Source organism: Polyangium jinanense (assembly GCF_028435265.1).
Classification (GTDB): domain Bacteria; phylum Myxococcota_A; class Polyangia; order Polyangiales; family Polyangiaceae; genus Polyangium; species Polyangium jinanense.
This window is the reverse complement of sequence record NZ_JAGTJK010000008.1, coordinates 35,121-58,736: the sequence shown is the minus strand read 5'-3', so window position 1 is coordinate 58,736 and position 23,616 is coordinate 35,121. Positions and strand designations below refer to the sequence as shown.

Genomic DNA, 23,616 nt, shown 5'->3' with positions numbered 1-23,616 from the left:
CGACGCCCCACTCTACCCTGAATCTCCGAGGACGCCCGGCCTCTTTTTCATTTGCCAGCGGGAAAACTCTGCGTCTCTTCGCGCAAATGGCTGCGAACGGGCATTCCTGGAAACCCGCGTCGAACGGGCGAGTCGCTCAGCTCCAGGCGAGCTCGATTCGCAACGACACCGTCTCGAGCCCCTCGCGCTCCCCGTCCCGCCGCGGCGGCTCCACGCGCGTCGTCGGGTTTCGTGCGCCGGCGATCGAAAGGACGACGGCCGTGTATCCCTCGATCATGGGCAGGTACCAGGGCAAAAGAAAGCGCGGCATGCCTTTCTGGACGAGCAGGGTCCGCTTCGCGCCCTTCTCCAGGATCTCGAGCTCCCCGAAATCGAAATACCGAAGCGACGCGCGCTGCAATCGCTCCGCGGCCGTCGCCGGCGACACGGCCTTGAAGAACAGCTTGTAGAGCCCGCGGATGTCGCGCTGGGCGACGATCCGAGCCCGCCCGCGCACCGACTCCTCGTACGACATCCCCTCCGCGAGCGCCGTCGCCTCCGTGATGGACCGGAGCGGGAGCACGTCGTACATGGCCACGGGCAAAAATACCTGCGAGGCGAATGCGCGGACGGCCTCGTCCGGCACGTGCGCGAGCACGGCCGGGAGCCCGCCCGGGATCTGTTCGTCGATGTACGAGCGAACCCCGAGATACGTCGAGCCGCGGACATGAAAGGGGCTCTTGCCGGGCGGCACGGGCGGAGGCGACACGGTCATGCGCGCAAGCGTATCGTGCGCCCGACGAAACACCAGCGGCCTCGCGCGGGCCGCTCCTTCGGAGAGCCTTTCGACGCCTGCATCCCCTCCCCTTCGACGACACGGCGGACATCGAGGCGGCGTGGAAGGGCGAGGACGTCGACTAAAACGCCGGCTCCTTCTTCTGCGCGGCCATTTGCCGAATGCAATACGCCAGCCCTTGCCGCAGGGTCCCGAGCGTCTTCAACGACGAGAGATCCATTCCGATCGACACGATCGTCTGCGCCACGTTTGGCCGGATGCCCGTGACGACGCCGCACGCGCCGAGGAGCCCGATGGCGCGCACCATCCCGATGAGGTAGTTCGCGGTCGCCGTATCCACCACATCGACGCCGGTCAAATCGAGCAATACGAAGCTGGCGCCCGTGCGCGAAACCGCGGAGAGCAGATCGTTCATCACGCGCGCGGCGCGGCTCGAATCGATGATCCCCACGAGCGGCAGCGCGATCACGCCGTCCCAGACCTCGAGCACCGGCGTCTCCAGGTTCCGGATCACGTCCTGCTGCCGCTCGATCACCTCGAGCTTTTGCGTGAGCTCGCGCTGCGCCTTTTGCGCCTCGGAGACGTCGATCGACATCCCGATCACGCCGGTGACCTGGCCGTTCGCGTCCTTGACCGGCGTGTACCAGCTCTCCCAGAAATGGCCCGGCGCGGGCTCCGTGATCTTGCGGTGCGCCTCGCCCTGGAGCGCGCGCTCGAGCCATACGTTGACCTCGGGCGGATAAAGATCATGAACGTTTTTCCCGGTCAGATCTCCCTCGGGCCGCGCGGCTTTCCCGTCGTGAAACCGCATGTATCCCTCGGAATCGACGGCCCAGACGACGACGTCCAGGTTATCGAGCAGCGTCCGCAAAATGGCCGCCTCAGCAGCAGGTCCGCGGTCGACTCCACCACCGTCCATGCCACCCTCCCACGGCCGAAAAGGCCGTTGAGTCGTTCAAATTGAAATGGTCTCAGGGGGTACCATGGACATATAGCCAGCGCCATGTCCCTGACGCGCCGAATCTGGCAAAGCAGTAAATGGACGGGGATGAGTAGCCGCGAATGGACGGAAGCCGTACGAACGGGCCTCCATACCGTCGGGAGAACCCCTAAGGTTGCTACGGAGGCATCAATACTGCGGGTGCTTCTGAATGAGGCTCACGACCTCGAGCAACTCGGGATCGTCACCTTTCACGTTCGCCGCGACGGCCATCGCGTGCGCGTCGGCCAGGTTCTGCGACGTCGGCGCCTTCAGGGCCTCGGCGAACGCGACGATGGCCTTCGCCTTGGGCAGCCCTGCCTTTTGCGCCGCGAGCAGGTCCCCCACGGTCGTCGTCACGAACGTCTCCTGGTCGAGGTACGTGAGCGGCGTCTTCCAGCGCGCCCGCACGGTGATGGTGTCGGTCGCGACGATCTGCGCCGGGTCGCAGGCCTTGAGCACCTGATTGAAGATCATCGCGTCGCTCGGCGCGAGGTGCTGACGCTCGACCTCCTCGGGGTTTTCCGAATACTCCTCGCCGTAGAACTTGTGCATCTGGAAGTACCACGGCATCGTCAGCTCGACCTGCACGCCGCGCGCTGCGATCTCCATCGTCTCGTCGAAACGCTCGACGAACATGCGCGAAGCCTCGTCCACGCCGTCGAGGTAGACGTACGCGCCGCGCCCCTTGTCGGTCACGATATCCATCAGCCGATCGTCGTACGAACCGCCGGGCCCCGTACCCACGCCGACCAGGTAAATGCCCTCCTTGTCGGCGTCCTTCGATTTCTCCCCGATGAAGGCGGCGTCCGTCTCGCCCACGTTCGCCCCGCCGTCGCTGATCAGGACCACGCGGTTCAGCCGCCCCGAACCATAATGCTGCTCGGCGAGCCCATAACCCGCGACGAGGCCGCTGTGCAGGTCCGTCCCGCCGTTCGCCGTCAGCCCGTTTGCCAGGGACACGATCTCCGGATCGTTCGGCCCCGTCACCACGTGGCCGCTCATCACCACGTTGTTGTTCGTGTCCCAGGTGACGGCATTGACGATATCGCCCTCGGCGAGGCTCGCGGCGATGGCTTTCACCGCCGCCCGCTCCCGCTCGATGCCGGGGCCGCCCATCGAACCCGACACGTCGAGCACGAACGTCACCGTCATCGGGCGCCGCGGCTTGACTGCGTCGTACGAGCGCACGGCGATCTGGAAATCGAGCTCGTTCGCGACCGCGGTATTCGCGAGCTCCGGGTAGAGCGCGAGCTTGCCCGCGGCCGGCGCGTCGTACTGGATCCGATAATAATTGAGAAACTCGTACGTGCGGATCTCCTGGGCCATCGGCGTGATGCCCATGCCGATGAGCTCGCGCGCGTGGACGGGGGAGCCCATCGAATTGGAATCGTCGGCCGAGAGATAAAGGACGACGGGCTTCGAGCTGTCGAGCCCTTCGCAGGTGAACTCCGCGGCCGCGTCCGTGCCCGCGTCCGCGCCTGGGGAGGGCACGACCGGATCCGGCGGCGGCTGCTCCCCCAGGGACCCGCCCGAGGAGCTGCTGCCCACGCCCACCGACCCCACGGGCCCAGGCCCGCCTCCACCGCTTCCGCCCGACGCCTCGTCGACGTACCCCCCCGAGCTCATTCCGGTGCTATCCACGGCAATACAAGCGGCGAGGGTCCCGCCGAACGAACCCAGCAACAAAGGAAGCACGGAAAGCGAGCGCAGAGACCGTAGTTTCATGAGGACCTCCAAAGCGAGGAGCCGAAGCGGAGCAAACCGCATGCCCGAGGCACGAGGTACGATTTCAGCGTCGAAGCTCGTTCCTTGTTTCGCCGTCCCCCTGGCGCACGCTGGCACAAGGCACCACGCGCCAACCTACGGCGTCAGGCGGTCACGGCACTTCTCAGGCTCCGGCACCGAGCTCGCGCCCGAGCTCCATCGTGCGGGCATTCTCGGGCACCCGCTCGAGAAAGCTCTCGCGTGTCGCGCCGTCCGTCATTCGGTTCGCCCGCGCGAGGAGCCGCGTCCGCGCCTGGAAGATCGCGTGTTTCCCGCTCGCCGCGCTCCCCGACGCGACCAGCGCCTCGGCATACACCAGCCGAAGCAGCGCCTCGCCCTCCTCCATGCCCCCGAGCGACGCGAAAAGCCCCATCGCCGCCCCTGCAATGCCGAGCCCTGACGGCCAGTTGCCCTGCGCGAGCAGCGCGCGCGCCCACGCCGCGAGCGCGAACGCCCGCAGCGGCCCGATTGCCGCCAGCGCCTCGGCCGCGCCCTCGGCCTCGATCTCCGCCGCTTCCAGGTCCCCGCGCGCGAGCAGCAATGCGGACAGGTAAATCCGCGCCCGCCCCTCCTGCCGCCGGTTCGATTGCTGCGCGAAATCGGACATCGCCTCGCGCAAATGCCGCCCGGCCTCCTCGAGCGCCCCGCGCGCGGCGAGCGCAGGCCCGAGGTTCTGCTTCGCCAGCGCCGCCACGTTGTACAGCCCGAGCCGCCGCGCCTCGCCGAGCAGCTCCACGAGATCCCGCTCCGCCTCGGCAAACAGCCCGAGCTGAATGCGCGCATGCGCCGCGTTCACCCGCCCCACGCAAGCATCCCTGCGGTTACCCGTCGCGAGAAACGCCGGAATGCTTCGCTCCGTCGCGAGCAGCGACGCCGCCGGATCCCCCGTGCAGAGCGCCCGCGACGCGTGCAATGCGTAAAGCCGCGCCGCCACCCCCTGATCCCGCTCCGCAATGGGCCACGCCGCCATTCCAAGCTGCCCGATGAGCACCTCGGCCGCCGCGTGCTCTCCCGCATGCAGCAGCGACGCCGCCACGTGCGCCACCGCGCTCACCGCCGGCGCCGACGTGCCCATGGCCTCCGCGCCCGGCGCGCGCACCGCCTCCGCGAGCGTCTCCAGCGCGTCCTTTTGCCCGAGCCGGACCAGCATCGACGCCGCCGTCGCCGCCGCCCCGTACCACGCCCCGCTCCCCCGCGGCAGCGCTTGCATTGCGCTCGCAGCGCGCGCCGAAGCCTCGGCCGCCTCCCCGAGCCAGCGATACGCCTCCGCCTGAATCCACGCGAGCTCCCCGCGCGCCTCGGGCGACGCGCCCCGCGCCCCCTTCTCGGCCCGCTCGATCGCCGCCCGGAAATCGTTCCCTTCGAGCGCCTGCTCCGCCGCCCGCCGGTACCACGCCGCGGCCCGCGCCGTTGCCTTTCCGCGCTCGTAATGTTCTGCGAGGACTACCGCGTCCCGCTCCCCTGCCTCCTCCAGCCACGCCCCCGCGAGCTCGTGCCCCAGCGCGCGATCCGCCTCCGTCAGCGCCGCATACGCCGCCTCGCGCACGAGCGCGTGCCGGAACGCATACTCCTCCTGCGCGGGAAAACGACTCTGCGGCCGCTTCACCACGAGCTCCCGTGCGCAGAGATCCGTCAGCATCGGCCCGAGCGCGTCCTCGCGTGTCCCCTCGCCGAGCAGCGCCGCGGCCCCGCCTCGCCAGAACACCTGCCCGAATACGCTCCCGGCGCGCAAAAGCCGCCGCGCCTCGGGCGGAAGCGCGATGAGCCGCGCCTCGACCATGGCGAGCACCGTCTCCGGCAGCTCCGCGGCCCGCCCGCTCTCGGCCGCGCGGATCAGCTCCTCCAGGTAAAACGCATTGCCCCCGGCCCGCTCCACGAGCCGCGCCACCATCACGTCCGAGATCCGGTCGCCGAGCACCTCCCGCACGAGCCGCTCGGCCGCCTTCTTCGACAGCTCCTTCAGCCGGATCTCCTGCAAAGGCCGCCCCTCCCAGAGCCCCGGAAACACCTCCGGCAGATCGGGCCGCGAAAGCGCCAGCACGAAAATCGGCCGCTCGGGCAACGCGCGGAGCAGCTCGTCGACGAGTTTTACCGTCGGCCGATCCCCCCAATGCAAATCTTCGAGGATGAGCATCGCCGGCCGCTCTTCCGTCTCGACGCGCAGGAGATCCTCCCACGCGGCCCGGATCTGATCCCCCATCAGCAAAGGATCCCTCCGCGCCGCGCGCAATTCGATGCTCTCCTCGTCCGCCGGCGGCACACCCGCGAGGGGCCCGAGGAACATCACGGCCCGTTCGAGCGCCTTGCCCGCGAGGTGCCGCCCGAGCCGTGCGCGGAGCCTTTGCCGCTGCACATCGAGCGGCATCCCCCCGGACAACCCCGCCTGCCCGCGCAGCATTTGCCCCACCAGTGCGAAAGGCGAATTCTGGCTCATCGGATCGCCCTGCCCGACCCAGATCCCGACCGAATCCCGCTTTTCGCGCACCTTGCGCAAAAGCTCGTGCCGGAGCCGGCTCTTGCCCATGCCCGGCGCCGCCAGGATCACCGCCGCGCGCGAGAGCGGCTCCTCGAAACATTCGTCGACGAGCGCCATCAAAATGGCCATCTCGCTCTCGCGACCGACGCAATGCGTGGGCCGGCCGAGCAGCGTGCGCGCCGCCTCCGCCACGTCGCGCTCGCCGCGCAGATAGAGGCCCCCCTCGTCGCCGTCGACATCGAACCGCACGTCGAGCAGCCCCGCCATCACGTCATCGAGCCGGATCGGCGGCGCCTTGCCGGCCGTCGCCTTCTTCCCGAGCAGCCTTACGCCCCGCTCGATCACCGCGCCCATCGGCAGCCCCTCGGACGATACCTCCGCGCCCGCCACGAGCGCCATCGGCGCCTCCGGCAACGCCGCCCGCAATTCCAGCGCCGATCGCGCTGCCCGCGCCGCCTGATCGGTCGCCGCGCCCGTCGACAGAAGACTCACCACGAGCGTCCCATCCGAAAGCGCGTCGAGCCGCCCCCCATATCGCTCGACGATCGCCGCGAATGCCCTCGACCGACCGCTCTCCGCGTCCATCGCCGTCTCGGCCCCTGCAAGCTCGATCGTCGGCGCGAAAACCTCGCTCTCCCCAACCTTCGGCGCCCGCTCGCCCGGCGGCAATTTCGTCAGCACGAGCGACACCACGCGCCGCTCCTTGCCCGTCAGCCCGCTCGGCCGCATGCTCGCCTCGATCGCGTCCGAGCCTTCGATGAGCCCGAGCCCCGCGAGCTCCGCCGCCACCGCGGCCCCGTCCCGCGGCCGATCCTTCGGCGCTTTCGCCAGCATCCGCGCCACGAGATCGTCGAGTGCCTCCGGCACCCCGAGCCTTTGCGACGACACCCGCGGCGCCTCCTCCAGCACCACCTTGAGCAACGCCGCGTGCATCTCCTCCGCCGCGAACGGCGCCCGCCCCGTCAGGCAATGAAACAGCACACAACCGAGCGCGAACACATCCGCCCGCGCGTCGATTCGCTTCGATCCCCGCGCCTGCTCCGGCGCCATGTACGCGGGCGTCCCGAGCACGTAGCCCGAGTTCGTCAGCGCCTCGCCGCCCTCGACCCGCGCGATCCCGAAATCGAGCAGACGCACATCCGTCGCGCTCTGCCCCACGAGAAAGATGTTCCCCGGCTTCAGATCCCGGTGCACGATCCCCGCCGCGTGCGCGACCCCGAGCGCCTCGGCCACGCGCAGCGCGACGCCCACGCTCTCCGCGGCGTCGAGCCCGGTGCGCTTGAGCCGGTCGCTCAGCGTCTCGCCTTCCAGCCACTCGAGCGCGAGCCACGGCTCCCCTTCGGCGCCGAGCCCGTGCGCCACGTGCCGCACGATCCCCGGGTGATCGAGCCCTTCGAGCAGCTCCGCCTCCCGGACGAAGCGCGTCTCGGTGTCGGCGTGCGCGTGGGCCCAGAGCACCTTCAGCGCGACGAGCCCGCCCGTCCTGCGGTCCCTCGCGCGAAACACCTTCCCCATGCCGCCCGAGCCCGCCACTTTGTCGAGCTCGAACCGATCCGCGACGACGTCTCCGGGCTTCATCCTGGGAGCCCGATGCGTAGCGGAAAGCGCGGGAAAAGGCCAGGTTTTCGGTGCTCTTCTCGTCCGCGGCGGCGGGGTGGGGCGGCCGGCAGAAACCGGCGATAGGGCTCGGGCGGGCGCACGCCGAACTTCTCCTCCAGCTCTTGGAGGGACTGCTCGCTCAGGGGTTCTCCGCGGTCGTCGATTTGCATGTCATCGCAGCTTTGGCAGGGTGTTTGTCCATACTCGTCAGCTTGGGCCCCAGAAGAAAGCTCTGCCCCCCGGTGCGTGAATCGTGATGCTGCACTCGCCGGCCGTGTGAGGTGATCAGTCATCACACGTCCCCCAGGCAGCCCTCCTCGTATTCGAGAACCCCGGCAGCTTCCTGTTCATCCAAGAACTTGCGCACGTCGTTGTAGGGAACAGTCGGCGGGATATCGACGGCAACGAGCCGAGGCAGATCCAACTCGGACTCGCAGCCCATTTGTCGCAGATGATCTCGCACAACGCGAACATCCCCTTCTTCTTCGAACCACAAGCGTACAGTGCTATGACCGGACGCCGTGACCAGCCCAGAAGAACGCAACATGCCGCCTTCATCCGGTGTGGCCGCCACGATGTCGTTGTATGCCACGCCCCGGGCGTAGAACGGGATATTGTCTATCCTGTAGCCGTTCGATACGGGAACTGCCCACAGGCTCTCGAGATCGACGGTCCCGTCCTCGTTCTCGACATCGAATAGAATCTTGACGTGCTCAGGATGCGGCTGTTCGTTCATAACGTGTCGCCTTTCTTTAAGTTGCAGTCGCGGCAGAGGATCTGGCCATTGGAGGGATCTCCGTTGCCACCTTTGCTTCGAGGAATCTGGTGGTCACGATGGCGCTCGTTTCCCGGCGGGCGGACGCCGCGCTGTGACTTTTGGGCGGGCACGGCTTGGGAACCGCATGTCTCGCAAACGTTCACTCCTCCATTTCGCGCAGCGTTGGCCGCATCGATCTCTGCCTTACCCTTTGCTGTGAATAGCTTGCCAGCTCTCGGCCCGCCAGCACTCCCCCCCGCGCGGGGCTGCGTCGTCGTCTTGACCGTCGTCCCATTGGGCGGCGTCGAGGCCGTCGGCGGGCTCGGAGCCGGCGCGCTCGGCAGCTTCGGCCGCCGCAAAAGCCCGCCCGGTCCGCCGGCCGCGCTCGGCAGGAACACCGGCATGCTCCGTAGCCTCTGCTGGGCGGCCCGCAGCACCCTCGCCCCCGCGGTCTCCAGGGCTGCCGCTCCCCCGGAGCCGACCATCAACAGGGCGTCCGCCAGGGCGTTCAGGATCGCGAATTTCAGCTCGGCATCCGCCCAGCCTTTGCCATACCCCTTGAGAAATGCCTCCCAGGCGATCTTGGCGAGCCCCTCGTCGTCGTACGTCGGCAAATCCGGGATTGCATCCAGTTGTTGGGCGAGATTGGTCCGGATGTCCTCGAAGACTTGGCTATCGGCTTTGTCCCGAATGTCGTAGCCAAAGTTTCCCAAATAGACGACGTTGATGGAGTCCCTCACTCCATCCGCTTTGCCAAGCGTCGCCCCCCATTCGCGTCCGATCCGCTCACCGATGCGCCTCGCCTCCTCCTCGGCGTCCCTCCGCGCCAAGCTGGCCTTCTGTTCTTCATACGTTTTCCCGGGAGGAGGCGGCGGACACGGCACTCTCGTGCCAGGCGTGGGTGCGGGCGTGGGAGCCGTTTGCCCGACGAAACGCTGATCCGGAGGCCTGTTTCTCGGCCTGTCGCAGGGCCTTATCGCCGACGTCCGCGTCACGGTTCGGACGGTCGTGCGTGCCTCGGCGCTCGGCTTCTCCACTTCCTTCTCCGGCGGAGGCGGAGGCGGCGGCGGCTTGTCGCAGGGCAGATCCTGGTACGCGAGCCCCAAGAGCTTCCGGCTCTCGGACGGCGCGTGGGGGTCATGAACGAAGACGGCCTTGACCGAAGGATTTTCCAGGAGCTTTTCGAGCGGTTCGAACGCCGGTCGATGCACTCCGTCCCCGAGCTCGTACCAGTAGCGCGCATTCGGGCCGACGCGGGGATGACGCCGGCAGACGCGAAACACGCTCTTTCCGTGGAGCTCCTGCGCCCACCCCACCGCGGGTACGCCCGCCGCGCCGCACCCGAGGAGCCATGCCGAAACGCAAAAAGCGAAGAGCACCGGAAGCCCGCGCCGAAGGAACCGCAGCGCAGCACCCACGAGCATCAGGGCGGCACCGGTGACCCAAAGGCGAGGGTGCGACGAGGGTGAGAGCACGCGATGAAAGGTCATGACCAGGCCCACCATGACAGGTCACAGCGGCCACCCCTGTCAACGGCCCCCCTCCGCACCAGACCGAACCCAACCGCGCCCACCCCGGGGACCCCTCCCCACGAAAATCCCCGCGCCGCGCTCCCCCCGGCGACACCTCCCCGCCAAAAATCCGCCCTGCAATTCTCCGCGGGGACCCCTCCTCCGCCCGCCCCTCGGCGACAAAATCTCGCGGGGAGGCCCTCTCCCCCCGACCTCCCCGCGGGGAAATTCCTGCGGGGACCCCTCCCCGCACGGCGAGCCTCGCCAAAAAGCTCCCGTCGACCCCTCCCCGCGCGTTTCCGCGCGAAGACGCGCTCCTCCCCGAAGCCTCCCGCCCCCGTTTCGCGCTCTTTGACGCCTCCCTTTCACACCTCCCCCGTCCACCTCGTAAGGTCGCAACCCCTCAGAGCTGAATCCCCGCCAGAATCGTCGCAATCCCCTGCACGACGAGGACGAGCCCGCACACCACCGCGAACGCCACGGCCCCGCCCGTCCGCCGGAACAGTTGCGATTGCCCCCCCACCGTCACGAGGCTACGCATCTCCTCGGATCCGCCGAGCTCCCAGCGCGCCCGTGCGTCCCTGTAAAACCCGTCCACGCGCTCCTGCTTGCGCGTCGCGGCCGTGATCATCACGTCGGCGCCCTCCGGCACCACCGCCTCCTCGACCTCCACGTGGGTCGCGCCGGGCGGCACCAGATCCCGCGCCCACGGCGGCCACGACGATAGCGCCTCCTCCACACGCACGGCCGGCGACACCCATTCGTCCCCGACCACCTCCGCGTCCCCGAGATCGACCACGCACGTGCCACTCGTGTCGCGAAGCGCCGCCCGCGACGCGCGCAGAACCGAGCGCTCCCCGAGCCGCTGCCGGCGCTTCCCATCTCCGGAAAACCCTCGAAGCGTGGTGCGCACGGCGACGCAGCCCTTCCGCGAGAGCCCGTCGATCGGCTCCTCCGCCGCGGCAATCGTCCCCGCGAGCTCCACCACCCCGGGCTCGATCTCCGCAATCTTCTTCGTCGGGCGCCGCCACACCTCCAGCACCAGCGCCGCCCCTTCCCGCGCCCGAAAGATCAGCGCGCTCCCGGCGACCAGAAGTCCCGCCCCGAGCAATGTGACGATCATCGGAAGCTCCTCCGCGTACGGCTCGCCAGCGACAGCACCGCAAACCCGGCCGCCGAAAGCACGACGAGCGAAAAGAGCCCCCCGAGAAAAAGCAGCGGGCTCATCCTGCTTCCGATGCGCTCCTTGGCGCGATCGAGCGGATCCATCGTCACGAAATCCAGGCCGTCCCGGCAGGGCACGATGTCATTCGTCTGCTTGCAACCGAGCACCGTCACCGGAATGCCGTCCGCGAGGACACGCTCCCGGTACACGGCCGAATCCCCCAGCGTGGCGAGCTCCTTGCCGCACGCCTCCCGGATCGAAACCGGGATCTCGAGCCCCGTCGCTTCCTTTTCCTTCATCGACGCGACCGCGATTCCCACCCGCGGATCGTCGCCAAAGAGCCACGCCGCGTCCTCCTCCTCGTCGATCCGCACCCGCTCGTTCGTTTTGGCAAAAACGAGCCGGAAAGCGAACCCGTCGTTCCTGCGCACGGCCACGTCGTCGAAGCTGCCCACGGCGCAAAAAACCTCGAATCGGCCGCCGCCGCTCGTGGACGGGCGCCCGACGGCCCCGACCCACCCCGCGGCGGGGGCGCCGAGCGGCGAGGACGACGACGCTTTGAGCAGCGAAAGCTCGCCGCGGATCGCGATCGGCCCGTCGTCCGTCCTTCGCTCCGCGTGCGCCGCGAGCCTCGACCCGATCGACGCCGTCCGCAAAGACGCCCCCAGAAAAAACAAGGCGCCGAGCGCGAACGGCAGGAACGCGAGGCCAACGAGCACCCGGGTCTTTCGTTTCGGCTCGAAGGAAAGCATCTGCGTCACCGTCGCCTGCCCGGGGCCTGGCCCCAAGGGAAAAGGTTACTGCAAGGAGGCCCAGCTCGTCGAATCGACCCGCGTGATATAGATCGACCCGCCGCTGCCGTCGGGCTTGTAGATGGCGGCTTCGCCCCACTGGAGCGCGTCGAGCACGCCGCATTGGTGCCCCGCGTGGCCCACGATGGCCACGTTCGTGCCCGGCGGAGGCTCCGTCGCTACGAGCGACATCGTGTTCGCGCAGCGGTTCCCCTCGTCGTACGCGAAGCCCGTGATGTCCTGGTTCGGTTCGACCGCCGGGCCGAGGTTCATGAGCTCGGCGGTCTTCATGCAGCGGCAGAACTCGCTCGCGAGCACGCGCCCGAACGGAAAACCTCGGTTCTTGATGGCGAGCCCCATCTGCTCGGCCTGGGAGATGCCCGTCGCATTGAGCTGCCGCGCCGTCGCGGTCGCGCAGTTCGAATCGCAGCTCTTCCACCAGCCCGGCGACGACGTCTCGGCCGCCGTCCCGAGCTGGAACGCGTCCTCGCACACCTCCGCCTCCGCGTGACGCCATACGAGGTTGTACCCGCCACCGATGAGCGCCTGCCCGATCGTCACGGCGAGCTCGGCCGTCGCCGGCCTGCCCCCACAGCTCCCCGGCGCATCGCAGCCGTACACGGCGTAATGGTACGTGCGGGGCATGTCCGGCGTCGTGGCCACCAGATTGCGGAGCGGCTCGCTCGCCGTGGAGGCCGCGCCCTCGTAAACGACGGTCGCCATGGGATCGTCCGGGCCTTTGGGCATCGCATTCTCGGCGCGGACGATCCGCGACGCTGGCTTGCCCGATTTCACCCACGAGAGCTCGACGTCCCCCAAGGCGACCGATGCCTTCAGCTCGCTCGGGTCGATCACGGTGCCGCCGCGCCCGCCCGCGCCGCCCTCGCCCGTGCAGCCGGACCCGGCGCCCCAAAGACCGAGGATCAACGACGTCCCGACGAGAACCTTTTTCATTGATTCCTCATTCCTAGAGCACCGCCCGGGGCCCGTCAACATCGTCCCGAACACGCGCTCCACTCCTTGCGGTCCTTCCGCGATTTCCGCAACCGGACCCATGCCTCGTCATCCAAATCGTCGGCGCTCGCGATGCGATGCCCGGCGGCCCACGAGGGCCCTGGACGCGTGCTCGCTGCGAGCGCCGTCCTCTTCCATTTCAAAGCCCACTCCGGAAGCGATCGATCATGCCGACAAACCTCGGCGGGGCCGCGCGCCTCGCCCTTTTGCCCCTCGCCCTGCTCACGCTCGGCGTGAGCTGCGCCCCGGCTCCCGAAGCCGAATGCACGGATGGCCCCATTTGCGAGACGAGGGCCACCGGCGAACGTTACGTGGTCCCGCGCTGCGTGCCCGCCTGGAACGACGGACCCGTCCCCGCCGATTGCGGCGTCTTCGTCTCGACGACCCTCGGCGACGACGACGGCCCGGGCACACAGGACAACCCCTTCCGCACCCTCGCCCACGCCGCGCAGGTCGCCGGCGAAGGCCGCCCCATCTACGCCTGCGCCGAGGACTTCTACGAGCGCCTGGTCCTGCCCGCCGGCGCCAGCGTCTTCGGCGGCCTCGATTGCCAGGAAGGCTACCGCTGGAAAGACAAGACCGTAAAGACCCGCCTCTATGGCTCGCCCGACGAGGTCCCGCTCGTGCTCGCGCCCGGCCCGCTCGCGACCCGCATCGAGGACCTCGCCGTCTTCGCCGCCGACGCGACCCGCCCCGGCGGATCGTCGATCGCCCTGCTCGCCGACCACACCCACGCCGAGCTCTGGCGCTGCGACGTGCGCGCCGGGGAGGGCAAAGACGGCGAGAATGGCGCGAGCCTCCCGTCCGATCCCGCGCTCGACGGCCTCGACGGACTCGACGGCCAGGCGGCCTGCGTCGCCGATCCCGACCTCGGGACCCCGGGCGGCACGCGCGTCGAGCGCATGTGCGAGGGCGGCAGCGTCACCATGGGCGGACAAGGCGGCGACGGCGGCGCGATCCTGCCGGATTCGTTGCAATCGACCCCCGGAAAGGCCGGCGAGCTCGGCACGCCCGCGGCGCCGAGCTTCGGCCTCGGCGGCGCGGGCGACGCGGGGAGCGGCTGGAGCTGCGCGGCTGGCAAGGGCGCGCCCGGCAATCAAGGATCACGGGGCACGCCCGGCACGGGCGCGGCGGGTTTCGGCCGGCTCGACGCCACGGGATATTTCGGCATCGCGGGCGGCACCGGCGGGTTTGGTTTGCCCGGCCAAGGTGGCGGCGGCGCCGGGGGCGCGCGGGGCGCGGCCTCGATTTGCGCCAATGCGACGCCCGGGGCCGGCGCGAGCGGCGGCAGCGGCGGCACCGGCGGCTGCGGCGGACATGGCGGCATGGGCGGCGGGGCCGGCGGCGCGAGCATCGGCATTGCCAGCATCGAATCGACGATCGTGCTCTGGGACGGACGCGTCGCGGTCCATCGAGGCGGCCGCGGCGGCAACGGCGCCGATGGCCAGATCGGCGGCGCCGGCGGAATGGGCGGCAAGGGCGGCACCGGAAAAGGCCTCTCCGCGCCCGACGCTTGTCCGGGCGGCGCGGGCGGCGCGGGCGGCAAGGGTGGCCCCGGCGGCGGCGGCCTCGGCGGGCCTGCCGTCGTGATTGCCCACGTCGGCGCCGAGCCCGAGCTTCGCGGCGCCGTCTCGCTCGCCACGGGCAAACCCGGCGACGGCGGAAAGGGCGGCGACGGCGACGTCGCGGGCAACCGCGGCGCGCCCGGCATCAGCGCGGCCATCCGATCCTTTTGATGCTCCGCGCTTGACGTGCGCGCGCGTGCGCGGCACCGTCGCGGCAATCGTGAATTGTATGCGCCTCACCCCCGGCCCCTCTCCCTCCGGGAGAGGGGTGAACGACGCCTTTTCTCCCCTCTCCCGAGAGGGAGAGGGGATGGGGGTGAGGGAATCGTTCTTCGACGAACTTCGGTTCCGGTACACCGGGACATGAGCTCGCTCGCCGTACGTTTTGCCGGCATCACCGACGGTTTGCCCCGGGCGTTCTGGTCGCTCTGGGCCGGCATGTTCGTCAACCGGGCGGGCAGCTTCGTCGTCCCGCTCCTCTTCGTTTATCTCACGCAGCAGCGAGGCCTCGACCTCCCCACCGCGGGCCTCATCGCCTCGCTCTTCGGCGCCGGCTCGCTCGCGGGCACGTTGCTCGGCGGCGCCCTTTCCGATCGCCTCGGCCGCCGCGCCACGATGCTCCTCGCGCTCGTCACGAGCTCCGCCTTCATGATCGGCCTCGGCCTCGCGCGCGAGACCTGGCAGATCGCTTCGGCCACGGTCTTCCTCGGCTTCTTCTCGGACATGTTCCGCCCCGCGAGCCAGGCCCTCGTCGCCGACATCGTGCCGCCCGAGCACCGCGTGAAGGCGTTCTCCCTGCAATACTGGGCCGTAAACCTCGGGTATGCGTTCGCCGCGGTCCTCGGCGGCTTCATGGCGAAGCGGAGCTTCTTCGCGCTTTTCCTCGGCGACGCGCTCACGACGCTCGTCCTCGCCGCGATCATCTGGCGCTCCGTCCCCGAAAGCCGCCCGGCCGAGGCGCACCGCGACAATCGCGGCAGCGTGCTCACGCCCTTCTTCGACGGCAAGTACCTCCCGTTTCTCCTCTGCAACCTCGCGCTCACGCTGGTCTTTTTCCAGCACCTCTCGGCCATGCCGGAGGACATGCGCCAGAAGGGCCTCACCACCGAGCATTACGGCATCGCGGTCGCCACGAATTGCTTGCTCATCGTGCTCTGCCAGCCGCTCGTCACGCGGTGGGTGAAGGACGTCCCGCGCGGCGTCCTGCTCGCGGCCGCCGCGACGCTGACGGGCATTGGATTCGGCACCGTGGCGCTCGCCTCGACGCTCCCGGCCTACATGGCCACGATCGCGGTGTGGACCTTCGGCGAGATCATCTTCGCGCCCGTGAACGCGAGCATCGTCGCCGACCTCTCGCCGAAGCATCTCCGCGGCCGTTACCAGGGCGCCTTTTCGCTCACCTTCAGCTTCGGCGCGATGGGCGCCCCCTCGATCAGCACGCGCCTCCTGCCGAAGACGGGCCTCCCGCTCTTCTGGCTCCTCTGCCTCGTGCTTTGCCTCGCTGTCGCGGCTTGCCAGCTCGTCTGGGGCAAGAACCTGCCGCCGCCGGCTCCCGAGGAAAAACCCTGACGCGCGCGGCCACGCGGAACCCCCCGCGTGGCCGCATGTCTGGACGACCGTTTTACAGGACGAGCACGGCCTTGCCGCGGGTGCGCCCCTCGCGGCTCTTTTCCTGCGCCAGCGCAGCCTCCGCGAACGGCAGGATCGACGAGACGTGCGTGCGGATCTTCCCCGCGTCGAGGAGCTCCCCGAGCTTCGCGAGCTCCTCCGCGTTCGGCTCCACGAAATGGTAATACGCCTCGATCCCGCGGGCCCTCGCCTCGTCCGCGTTCGGCGTATCCACCACGCTCACGAGCCGCCCGCCGGGCTTCACGAGCTCGTAGCTCAGGGAAAGCGTCTCGCCGCCCACGCAATCGAACACCACGTCCACGCCCTCGGGCGCGATCGCCCGGACGGCCGCGCGCACGTCGCCCGCGCGGTAATCGATCGGATGATCGACGCCGAGCGAACGAATGAAATCCTGGTTGTCGGGCCCGGCCGTACCGATCACCGTCGCCCCTGCGTGCTTGGCGAGCTGCACGCCGAACATCCCGACCCCGCCGGACGCCGCGTGCACGAGCACCGTCCGCCCCGGCCCCACGCCCGGCGCGCGCCGGAACAACGCCTGATACGCCGTCAGCCCCGCCAGGGGCACGCTCGCGGCCTCGTGGAGCAGCAGCGATTTCGGCTTCGCGGCCACGATCGACTCCGGCACGACCACGAATTCGGCGTACGTCCCGCCCTGCACCTCGGGCTTGCGCGTATATACGTACACCACGTCGCCGCGCTGGAAACGGCTGACGCCCGCGCCCAGCGCGTCGATCGTGCCTGCGCACTCCCAGCCGGGGATCAGCGGGAATCGGTGTGGAAGGGCCTTCGCCAGGTATCCCTCGCGAATTTTCCAGTCGACCGGGTTGATGCCGGATGCGGCGATCCGGATCCTCACCTCGCCCGGGCGGGGCTCGGGCGTCGGCAGATCCATGGGCGTAAGCGTCTCGGGACCTCCGAACTGTTCGATGGCAATGGCTCGCATGGGCTCTCTCGTCTCCGGGATACGGCGCGATCTTTCGCGCAGGGGACGCGAAATGTAGGCGTCGAAGGGTCCTCGACAAGCGACCCGAACGCGCGCCCAGAAAAAAGTGACACCGGTGGGCGGCCTCGCTGTACCATGCCGTTTCCCCCGAACACGAGGTCCCCCGTGCTCCGACGACTCCTCTTCCCCATCGCTGGAATCGGCCTCTCCCTGTTCACGATCGCCTGCGGCGGAGGCGCGCAAACGACCCCGCCGCAGACGGCCGCGGACGCGGACGCAAGCACGGACGCGGGCTCGGACAGACCGACGACAAGGGCGAAGCGGACCCCGACGGACCCGGACCTCGGCCGTGACAAGGAGAACCCGGTGCCCCGCTGCGGCCCGGTCGACAGCTACGCGTTCATCTCGGAGTACACGTGCAAGGACGGTTCGCAGCCGCTCGGCGCCGATCCCGAAAAAGGGCGGCAGGCGCGCTCGGGCAACGTCGGCGCGAACCACACGGGGCACATCATCGACAGGTACGTCGTCGAGTGTCCGGACGGCGAGGTCGAGGTCTTCGTCGACATGTACGGCTGCCCGGCCGCGGAGAGAAAGCTCGAGGCGATGAGGGACACGGAAAACCCCTTCGGCCCGCCGGGCGAATCCTTGCCGCGCCCGCGCCTTCTGGCGATCGCCACCGTGTTCAAGAAGATGAGCGAGGCGCCGCTCTCGGAGGCGAGCCGCGAGCACATCTCGAACGCGGTCGCGTGGGCCTCGGCGAGCCCCGACATCGAGGTGACGCTCTGCCCGTGGTTCCGCGATTACATCGACGGCCCGAACCCGAAGAGCCACTCCCCGGTGGCGACGATCCTGCTCGCCTACACGATCCTCGGCGTCGCGGCGCACCAGATCGAAAACCCGCGCGCCGATCCGATAGCCACCCAGGTCGTGGGCTTGCGGACGGCCGTGCGTGTCTATCGGGAGCTCCGGGACGACGGCGCATTCCGCCGCGTGCCCATCCTCGAACAGCTCGACAAGGTCGAGGCCGACGGCAAGCTCGCGGACTGGTTCACCAAGAACGCGAGCTGCGGTCCCTAGTCCCGAGGGGGACGCTCTGTCAATCGATCCGCTCGAGCAGCGCCGCCGCCCCGAGCCCGCCCGCCGCGCAAATTCCGAGAAGCGCCGTCCGTTTGTCCGAACGAACGAGCTCGTTCGCCATCGTCGTCACCATACGCGCGCCCGTCGCGCCGAACGGGTGACCAAGCGCGATCGATCCGCCGTGCACATTGAGCCGTGCCGGATCCACCTCGCCCACGGCCGCGCTCTTGCCGAGCCTCTCGCGCGCGAATGCCGCGCTGCCGAGCATCTTCAACACGCAGAGCACCTGCGCCGCGAACGCCTCGTGCAGGTCCACGAGATCGATCTCGGCGAGCGTGCGCCCGGCCCGGTCGAGCACCTTCGGAATGGCGAGCGCCGGCCCCATGAGCAATTGATCCGCCGGATCGACGCCCACGTACGCCCACGAAGTCAAAGCCGCGCGCGGCTTGTACCCGAGCGCCCGCGCCTTCTCCTCGCTCATCAAGAGCACCGCCGCCGCGCCGTCCGTGAGAGGACTCGCGTTGCCCGCCGTCACCGTGCCGTCTTTTGCAAACACGGGCCGAAGTTTTGCGAGTTTTTCCTCGCTCGTATCGGCGCGCACGAGGCCATCCGCGTGCACCCATTTCCCTTCGGACTCGACCGGCGTGACCTCCTCGTCGAACCGCCCCGACGCCATCGCCGCCGCCGCGCGATGATGCGAGCGCGCCGCGAAAGCGTCCTGCGCCGCGCGAGAAATCTCGTTTCGACGCGCCATCTTCTCGGCCGCCTCGCCCATCACCTCGCCCGTCGTCCGCTCGGCGATCTTCGGCCGCGTCGGCAGGATGTCCGTGAACGGCGCGAGTTTTCCGACCGCGCCGAGAATCGCCTTCGGATCGGCCTTCCCCAGCGCGACCGGCGCGAGCGCGTGCACCACCTTTTGCGGCAGCTTGATCTCCGCATTGCTCGTCGAATCGCTCCCGCCGGCGATCACGATGTCCGCCTCGCCGCGCTCGATCGCCGCCGCCGCGAGCGTCACCGCTTGCAGGCCCGACGCGCACGCCCGCGTCACCGTCATCGCCTCGCAGGCCGGATCGAGCTCTAGATCCAGCGCGATCTCGCGCCCCACGTTCGGCGCCGTCCCCGGCAGGATGACCCCGCCCCACACGATCGACTCGACGTCCCGCCGCCCGAGGTTCGCCTTCTTCAAAAGCCCTCGCGTCGCGGCCACGCCGAGCGCGATCGTGTCGAGCTTCGTGAAATCCGTGAATGCCTTGACGAACGGCGTTCGCAGACCATCCACGACCACCGCCCGCCGCCCTGTTTTTCCAGACATCCCCATTTCCCCTTCACGCGCCGATGAGCGCGCCTCCGCAGACCCGAACCGTCCGCCCCGTGATCCCCGCGGCCCCCGGGCTCGCGAGGAATGTGATGACCTCGGCCACGTCCTCGGGCAAACCACCCTGCCCGAGCGCGGCGAGGCGCCGCCCTGCTTCACGCACCGCCACCGGGATCGCCGCCGTCAACCGCGTCTCGATGAACCCCGGCGCGACCGCATTCACCGTGATGCCCCGCTCCGCCAGGATTGGCGCGAGCCCCGCGACGAACCCGAGGATCCCCGCCTTCGAGGCCGCATACGCCGATTGCCCGACGTTGCCGGCGATCCCCGCAATCGACGACAAGCACACGACACGCCCGCCCTCGCGCATCAGCGGCTCGAGCGCCTCGTGTGTCCGGACGACCGCGCCGAGGTTCACGCCGATCACCTCGTCCCATTGCTTCTCGCTCATGCGCCCGAGCGTCTTGTCCCGCGTGATCCCCGCGTTGTGCACGACGACGTCGAGCCCGCCGAGCTCCCGCACCACATCCGCGATCCGCGCGGTCGCATCGTCCGCCCCGAGATCCACGAGCAGCGCCGAGCCTTGAATCGATCGCGCGAGCTGGCTCGTCGGCCCATCGTCGCCCGGTCTGTCCAGACAGACGACGTGCGCCCCCTCCTCGGCGAGTCGCCGCGCCGTCGCCGCGCCGATGCCCCGCGCCGCGCCCGTCACAACCGCGACCTTCTTTTCGAGCGGCCGCACGAACGGCGGTTTTTCGTCGGACACCTTCGTCCGTGCATCGACCACGAACGGCTGAGCCGAGACGAACGCCGATCGCGGCGAAAGCAAGAATCGAAGCACCGGCCCGAGGCGCGCCTCGGCGCCTTTCTCCACGCGCACGAGGTTCGCCGTCGCGCCCCCGCGGCCGATCTCCTTGGCCACGCTCCGGACGAACCCTTCGAGCGCGGCTTGCGCGGCCGCCGCCGCGGGCCCATTCCCGCTCGGCCGCCCGAGCACGAGCACGCGGCCCGACCGCGCGAGGCGGCTGACCAGCGGGTGAAACGTCTCGTAAAGGGCGCGAAGGCCGGCGACGTCCCGGAGCCCCGTCGCATCGAAAACCACGCCCGCGACACGCTCGTTGTCCCCGAGCGCCGAAAGCGCGCGCGCAGGCCTGCCGTAGGCTTCGCCCGGCTCCACGAACGCGGACGCGATCGAATCGGACCCGGTCGAGTACGCATTCGCGCCCGCCGCCGCGAGCGTCTCCGCAATCACGGGCGCGAGCTCGGCGCCCGCCGACGCGCCCACGACCACACTCGCGTCCGCGAGGGGCCTCTCGCGCCACGGCCCGCGCGCGCGCCGGAGCGGCACCGGCAGCGGAATGGGCAAACCAAGCGCATTCACGACCGCCCGCGCCCGGGCGTTCCTACCAATCTCGAGCAAAACGTCACTCATGATCCCTTCTCCGCCTCGAAGTGACCTTCCAGATAACTTCCGCCCCCATGGGCGTCTCCCACCCAGATCCCGCGATTCTGATCGACGTACACGCCGACCCGCGCGGGCAGGACGAGCGGCCGGGTGAACCGCACGTCGATGGTTTGCAGCCGGCTCGGATCCCCCGCGAGCCGCGCCCGGTTCAAGGCCTCGACCGCCCGCGCGAGCGTCGAGAACCCGTGCAGGATGCACGACCGGAAGCCCGCCGCGCGCGCATACGGCGCGATCCAGTGGATCGGATTAAAATCGCCGGTGAGCTTCGCGAAGTCGAGCCCCGCGCTCTCCGGGATGCGGGAAAACGCGATTTCACGCGCGTCCGCCGGCACCGTCGGCCGCGCCTTCTTCTCCTTGCCTTCGCGCTTCTCGAGCGGAATGAACGTGCGCATCTCGGCCACGAGCGCCATGCCCGCGCTCTCCGTGCCCGTCTCGATCACCTGCGTCACGAGCGCGCGGTGGCCGTCGTCGTCCACACGATCGATCCGCGCCCGCACGCGGAGCGGCTCGTTTGCCGGCAACATCGCGCGTTGCTCGATCCGACAGCCCGCATTCACCACGCGGCTCAGCGGATACGGCAGCACCGCGAGCGCCCGCGCCGCGAGGGGAAATCCCCATTGCGGAAACATGTGCGCCGGCAAGCGTCCGCGATACCACGCGGGATCGCCGCCCACGTGCCGCACGTAATCGCGCACGAGCTCCGCGGGCCGCGGCGGAATCTCCTCCTCCAGCCACCCGCCCCGCTCCGGATCGATCCCGCTCGCCGGCCGACGCACGAGCGACGCGAGCGCCGCCTGCCCCATTCCTTTCAGCACCGGGAGCTGCGAAAGCACGTGTTTCGTCGAGACACCCATGGGTTTTACTCCGCGGCGACGGCCTGCTTTTCGGCCTCGGGCGAGAGCATCGCGAGGATACGTCCGCCCGTCGTGGTGATTTCCTCGTGAAGCGCGCGCGCCCGGAGCTCGGCCCGATCGAGATACCTCTCGGCAAGCTCCCGCCGCCCCGGATGTTTTTTCGCCTGCGCGACCAGAATCTCCGCGATGGCCTCGTCCGCGAGGAGGCGAATGAGCCGCTCGGCGTGCAACATCGCGAGCGAAAAATCCCGTTTTGGATCCCAGCCCTTCGTCAAGGCGTCGGGCCAGGACGCAAACGGCACGACCGTCAGCGTCCGCAGCTTGCCCGCCGCGGTGCGCGTGAGGAGGTGCTGCTGCGCCGAAAGCGAATACCCCTGCACCCGCGCGAGGCGCCGATCGAGCTCGTCTTTCCCCGTCAACGCGCCGAGCCGCGCGTCCGCGATCCGCGCGAGGAAATCACGCGGCCGCTTGATGGCACCGAGCAGCGTGTCCTTCATGGCCATGAGCGCCTGGATCTGGCTCGTCCCCTCGTAAATGGGCATCACGAGCGCGTCGCGCAAAAGCTTCTCCGCGCCGTAATCCTTCGTGTACCCGACGCCGCCGTGGATCTGGATCGCGCGCCGGGCAATCTCCACGGCCTTCTCCGCGGCCAGGTATTTCAAGAGCGGCGTGAGCCTGCGCGAACGCGCGCGCCACCGCGGCAGCTCGCGCGCCACGCGCTCCCGCTCGGCCGGCCCGAGCCCCGCCGAGAATCGCTCGAAGAGCACGAGCTTCTGCGCCATCTCCTCGCTGTACGCCGCGTCCACCGCGAGCGCCCTGAGCCCCTGGATGTCCGTGCGCATCTCGTCGAGGTAATCGGCGATCATCTCGTGCCGCGCGATCGGCTTCCCCATCGAGCGCCGCTCCTCGGCATACGACTTCGCCAGGCGATACGCGGACTCCGCGAGCCCGATGCTCTCGAACCCCACGCCGACGCGCGCGTTGTTCATGAGCACGAGCATGTACTTGAATCCCTCGCCGCGCTTGCCGACGAGCTCCCCCGGCACGTTCTCGAACGAAAGCGCCGCCGTCACCGAGCCGTGGTGCCCGAGTTTTTCCTCGACCCGATCGATCGTCACGTACCGCTTGCGCGTCCCATCCGGCAGATCGTCATAAGCCTTGACGAGGAACATCGACAGACCGCCGAGCCCCGCGAACGGATCGTCCGGGTTCTTCGCGTCCTCGGTCCGCGCGATGACGAAATGGTATTTTCCGTGCCCCGACGTGATGAAAATCTTTTGGCCCGAGAGATACCAGCGCCCATCGGCCCCGAGCTCCGCGCGCGTGCGCAGCGCGGCCATGTCGCTGCCCGCGTTCGGCTCCGTGATATCCATGCAGCCCCACGCGTCTCCGCGGGCGATTTCCTCGATCGCGCTCGCGAAACGCGTGGACTCGATCCGCCCGCGCGCCGGGTCGAGCGCCGTCGATCCCTCGTAGATCGAATACGCGAGCATGGCCATCGCCATCCCGCCGTGGAACGAGTGATGCGTCATCACCGACACGTCGGCGCGCGCGATCATCTCGCCGGAGAGGAAATACAGAAGCAGCGGCGCATTCAGCCCCCCGAGCTCCCGCGGCAAACACAGCCTGTGCAGCTCCGCCGCCTTGATCGCCTCGAAGATCTGGTTCATCGCCGGCCCGGCGATCGCCTCGCCGTCTTCGAGGTGCGTGTCCTCGCGATCGATCGCGGCAGCGCGCGTCGCGATCTGCTCGGCCGCGAGCGCGCCCGTCGATTCGGCGACTTCGCGATAGAAGGCCACGGCCTCCTGGGGCGTCTTGAAGCCGTCCTCGGTTCGATAGCCGAGCTCGGTCACCTCCACGAGCGGAGCCCAGTCGACACCTTCCTCGAAATGGAACCGCAGGTCGTCGTTGTCGGTGAAGAAATTGGCCATGGA

17 protein-coding genes are annotated in these 23,616 nt (G+C 69.2%); 3 read left to right on the top strand and 14 right to left on the bottom strand.

Features of this window, described 5'->3' with window-relative positions; all coding sequences use genetic code 11:
* Window positions 1-136: 136 nt before the first annotated feature.
* The 9 genes from KEG38_RS18100 to KEG38_RS18060 all read right to left on the bottom strand — a co-directional run bounded on the left by KEG38_RS18100 (window position 137) and on the right by KEG38_RS18060 (window position 12,774).
* Complete coding sequence (locus KEG38_RS18100; protein WP_272420948.1) at window positions 137-754, bottom strand: hypothetical protein; 618 nt, start codon at window positions 752-754, stop codon at window positions 137-139.
* Window positions 755-896: 142 nt separating this feature from the next.
* On the bottom strand, window positions 897-1,694 hold the full coding sequence (locus KEG38_RS18095; RefSeq protein WP_272420947.1) for an STAS domain-containing protein: 798 nt from the start codon (window positions 1,692-1,694) through the stop codon (window positions 897-899).
* Between the two features lie 210 nt (window positions 1,695-1,904).
* Entirely contained in the window at window positions 1,905-3,482 is a 1,578-nt protein-coding gene (locus KEG38_RS18090; protein ID WP_272420946.1) for a vWA domain-containing protein, read from the bottom strand.
* A gap of 163 nt (window positions 3,483-3,645) precedes the next feature.
* Window positions 3,646-7,575: a serine/threonine-protein kinase gene (locus KEG38_RS18085; RefSeq protein ID WP_272420945.1), complete on the bottom strand. Its 3,930-nt coding sequence runs from the start codon at window positions 7,573-7,575 to the stop codon at window positions 3,646-3,648.
* A 313-nt stretch (window positions 7,576-7,888) separates the two neighbouring features.
* Entirely contained in the window at window positions 7,889-8,332 is a 444-nt protein-coding gene (locus KEG38_RS18080; RefSeq protein WP_272420944.1) for a DUF4265 domain-containing protein, read from the bottom strand.
* Window positions 8,329-9,183, bottom strand: coding sequence for an HNH endonuclease (locus KEG38_RS18075; protein WP_272420943.1), 855 nt, complete (start codon window positions 9,181-9,183; stop codon window positions 8,329-8,331). The genes KEG38_RS18080 and KEG38_RS18075 overlap by 4 nt, the downstream gene beginning before the upstream one ends.
* A 1,084-nt stretch (window positions 9,184-10,267) precedes the next feature.
* Window positions 10,268-10,987, bottom strand: coding sequence for a hypothetical protein (locus KEG38_RS18070; protein ID WP_272420942.1), 720 nt, complete (start codon window positions 10,985-10,987; stop codon window positions 10,268-10,270).
* Entirely contained in the window at window positions 10,984-11,781 is a 798-nt protein-coding gene (locus KEG38_RS18065) for a hypothetical protein (protein ID WP_272420941.1), read from the bottom strand. The genes KEG38_RS18070 and KEG38_RS18065 overlap by 4 nt, the downstream gene beginning before the upstream one ends.
* Window positions 11,782-11,826: 45 nt before the next feature.
* On the bottom strand, window positions 11,827-12,774 hold the full coding sequence (locus tag KEG38_RS18060) for a histidine phosphatase family protein (protein ID WP_272420940.1): 948 nt from the start codon (window positions 12,772-12,774) through the stop codon (window positions 11,827-11,829).
* A 227-nt stretch (window positions 12,775-13,001) separates the two neighbouring features.
* Between KEG38_RS18060 and KEG38_RS18055 the strand changes: the two genes are divergently transcribed.
* Window positions 13,002-14,570 carry a PGRS family protein gene (locus tag KEG38_RS18055; RefSeq protein ID WP_272420939.1) on the top strand — a complete coding sequence of 523 codons (1,569 nt, stop codon included), beginning with the start codon at window positions 13,002-13,004 and terminating at the stop codon, window positions 14,568-14,570.
* Between the two features lie 192 nt (window positions 14,571-14,762).
* The gene (locus KEG38_RS18050) at window positions 14,763-15,968 is read left to right on the top strand and encodes an MDR family MFS transporter (RefSeq protein ID WP_272420938.1); all 1,206 of its coding nucleotides are present in this window, start codon (window positions 14,763-14,765) and stop codon (window positions 15,966-15,968) included.
* A 52-nt stretch (window positions 15,969-16,020) separates the two neighbouring features.
* Here the strand turns inward: KEG38_RS18050 and KEG38_RS18045 are convergent, their stop codons facing one another.
* Entirely contained in the window at window positions 16,021-16,971 is a 951-nt protein-coding gene (locus KEG38_RS18045; protein ID WP_272420937.1) for an NADP-dependent oxidoreductase, read from the bottom strand.
* A 165-nt stretch (window positions 16,972-17,136) separates the two neighbouring features.
* On the opposite strand from KEG38_RS18045, the gene KEG38_RS18040 reads away from it, so the two are divergent.
* Window positions 17,137-18,048, top strand: coding sequence for a hypothetical protein (locus KEG38_RS18040; RefSeq protein ID WP_272420936.1), 912 nt, complete (start codon window positions 17,137-17,139; stop codon window positions 18,046-18,048).
* A gap of 19 nt (window positions 18,049-18,067) precedes the next feature.
* Here KEG38_RS18040 and KEG38_RS18035 read toward each other — a convergent pair whose 3' ends face one another.
* Genes KEG38_RS18035 through KEG38_RS18020 form a run of 4 tightly spaced genes read right to left on the bottom strand, consistent with a single transcriptional unit; the run spans window position 18,068 to window position 23,613 of the window.
* Window positions 18,068-19,360 carry an acetyl-CoA C-acyltransferase gene (locus tag KEG38_RS18035; protein WP_276073216.1) on the bottom strand — a complete coding sequence of 431 codons (1,293 nt, stop codon included), beginning with the start codon at window positions 19,358-19,360 and terminating at the stop codon, window positions 18,068-18,070.
* Between the two features lie 13 nt (window positions 19,361-19,373).
* Complete coding sequence (locus KEG38_RS18030) at window positions 19,374-20,795, bottom strand: 3-oxoacyl-ACP reductase (protein WP_272420934.1); 1,422 nt, start codon at window positions 20,793-20,795, stop codon at window positions 19,374-19,376.
* Window positions 20,792-21,682: a MaoC/PaaZ C-terminal domain-containing protein gene (locus KEG38_RS18025; RefSeq protein WP_272420933.1), complete on the bottom strand. Its 891-nt coding sequence runs from the start codon at window positions 21,680-21,682 to the stop codon at window positions 20,792-20,794. The genes KEG38_RS18030 and KEG38_RS18025 overlap by 4 nt, the downstream gene beginning before the upstream one ends.
* A 5-nt stretch (window positions 21,683-21,687) precedes the next feature.
* A complete protein-coding gene (locus KEG38_RS18020) occupies window positions 21,688-23,613 on the bottom strand; it encodes an acyl-CoA dehydrogenase family protein (protein ID WP_272420932.1) in 1,926 nt (641 codons plus the stop codon).
* Window positions 23,614-23,616: the final 3 nt, after the last annotated feature.

What these genes read in the sequence shown, in the direction of transcription:
- KEG38_RS18100 (WP_272420948.1), bottom strand. Translation starts at nt 754, where the DNA reads ATGACCGTGTCGCCTCCGCCCGTGCCGCCCGGCAAGAGCCCCTTTCAT.
- KEG38_RS18050 (WP_272420938.1), top strand. Translation starts at nt 14,763, where the DNA reads ATGAGCTCGCTCGCCGTACGTTTTGCCGGCATCACCGACGGTTTGCCC.
- KEG38_RS18045 (WP_272420937.1), bottom strand. Translation starts at nt 16,971, where the DNA reads ATGCGAGCCATTGCCATCGAACAGTTCGGAGGTCCCGAGACGCTTACG.
- KEG38_RS18025 (WP_272420933.1), bottom strand. Translation starts at nt 21,682, where the DNA reads ATGGGTGTCTCGACGAAACACGTGCTTTCGCAGCTCCCGGTGCTGAAA.
- KEG38_RS18030 (WP_272420934.1), bottom strand. Translation starts at nt 20,795, where the DNA reads ATGAGTGACGTTTTGCTCGAGATTGGTAGGAACGCCCGGGCGCGGGCG.
- KEG38_RS18070 (WP_272420942.1), bottom strand. Translation starts at nt 10,987, where the DNA reads ATGATCGTCACATTGCTCGGGGCGGGACTTCTGGTCGCCGGGAGCGCG.
- KEG38_RS18065 (WP_272420941.1), bottom strand. Translation starts at nt 11,781, where the DNA reads ATGCTTTCCTTCGAGCCGAAACGAAAGACCCGGGTGCTCGTTGGCCTC.
- KEG38_RS18055 (WP_272420939.1), top strand. Translation starts at nt 13,002, where the DNA reads ATGCCGACAAACCTCGGCGGGGCCGCGCGCCTCGCCCTTTTGCCCCTC.
- KEG38_RS18095 (WP_272420947.1), bottom strand. Translation starts at nt 1,694, where the DNA reads ATGGACGGTGGTGGAGTCGACCGCGGACCTGCTGCTGAGGCGGCCATT.
- KEG38_RS18085 (WP_272420945.1), bottom strand. Translation starts at nt 7,575, where the DNA reads ATGAAGCCCGGAGACGTCGTCGCGGATCGGTTCGAGCTCGACAAAGTG.
- KEG38_RS18090 (WP_272420946.1), bottom strand. Translation starts at nt 3,482, where the DNA reads ATGAAACTACGGTCTCTGCGCTCGCTTTCCGTGCTTCCTTTGTTGCTG.
- KEG38_RS18080 (WP_272420944.1), bottom strand. Translation starts at nt 8,332, where the DNA reads ATGAACGAACAGCCGCATCCTGAGCACGTCAAGATTCTATTCGATGTC.
- KEG38_RS18035 (WP_276073216.1), bottom strand. Translation starts at nt 19,360, where the DNA reads ATGTCTGGAAAAACAGGGCGGCGGGCGGTGGTCGTGGATGGTCTGCGA.
- KEG38_RS18060 (WP_272420940.1), bottom strand. Translation starts at nt 12,774, where the DNA reads ATGAAAAAGGTTCTCGTCGGGACGTCGTTGATCCTCGGTCTTTGGGGC.
- KEG38_RS18020 (WP_272420932.1), bottom strand. Translation starts at nt 23,613, where the DNA reads ATGGCCAATTTCTTCACCGACAACGACGACCTGCGGTTCCATTTCGAG.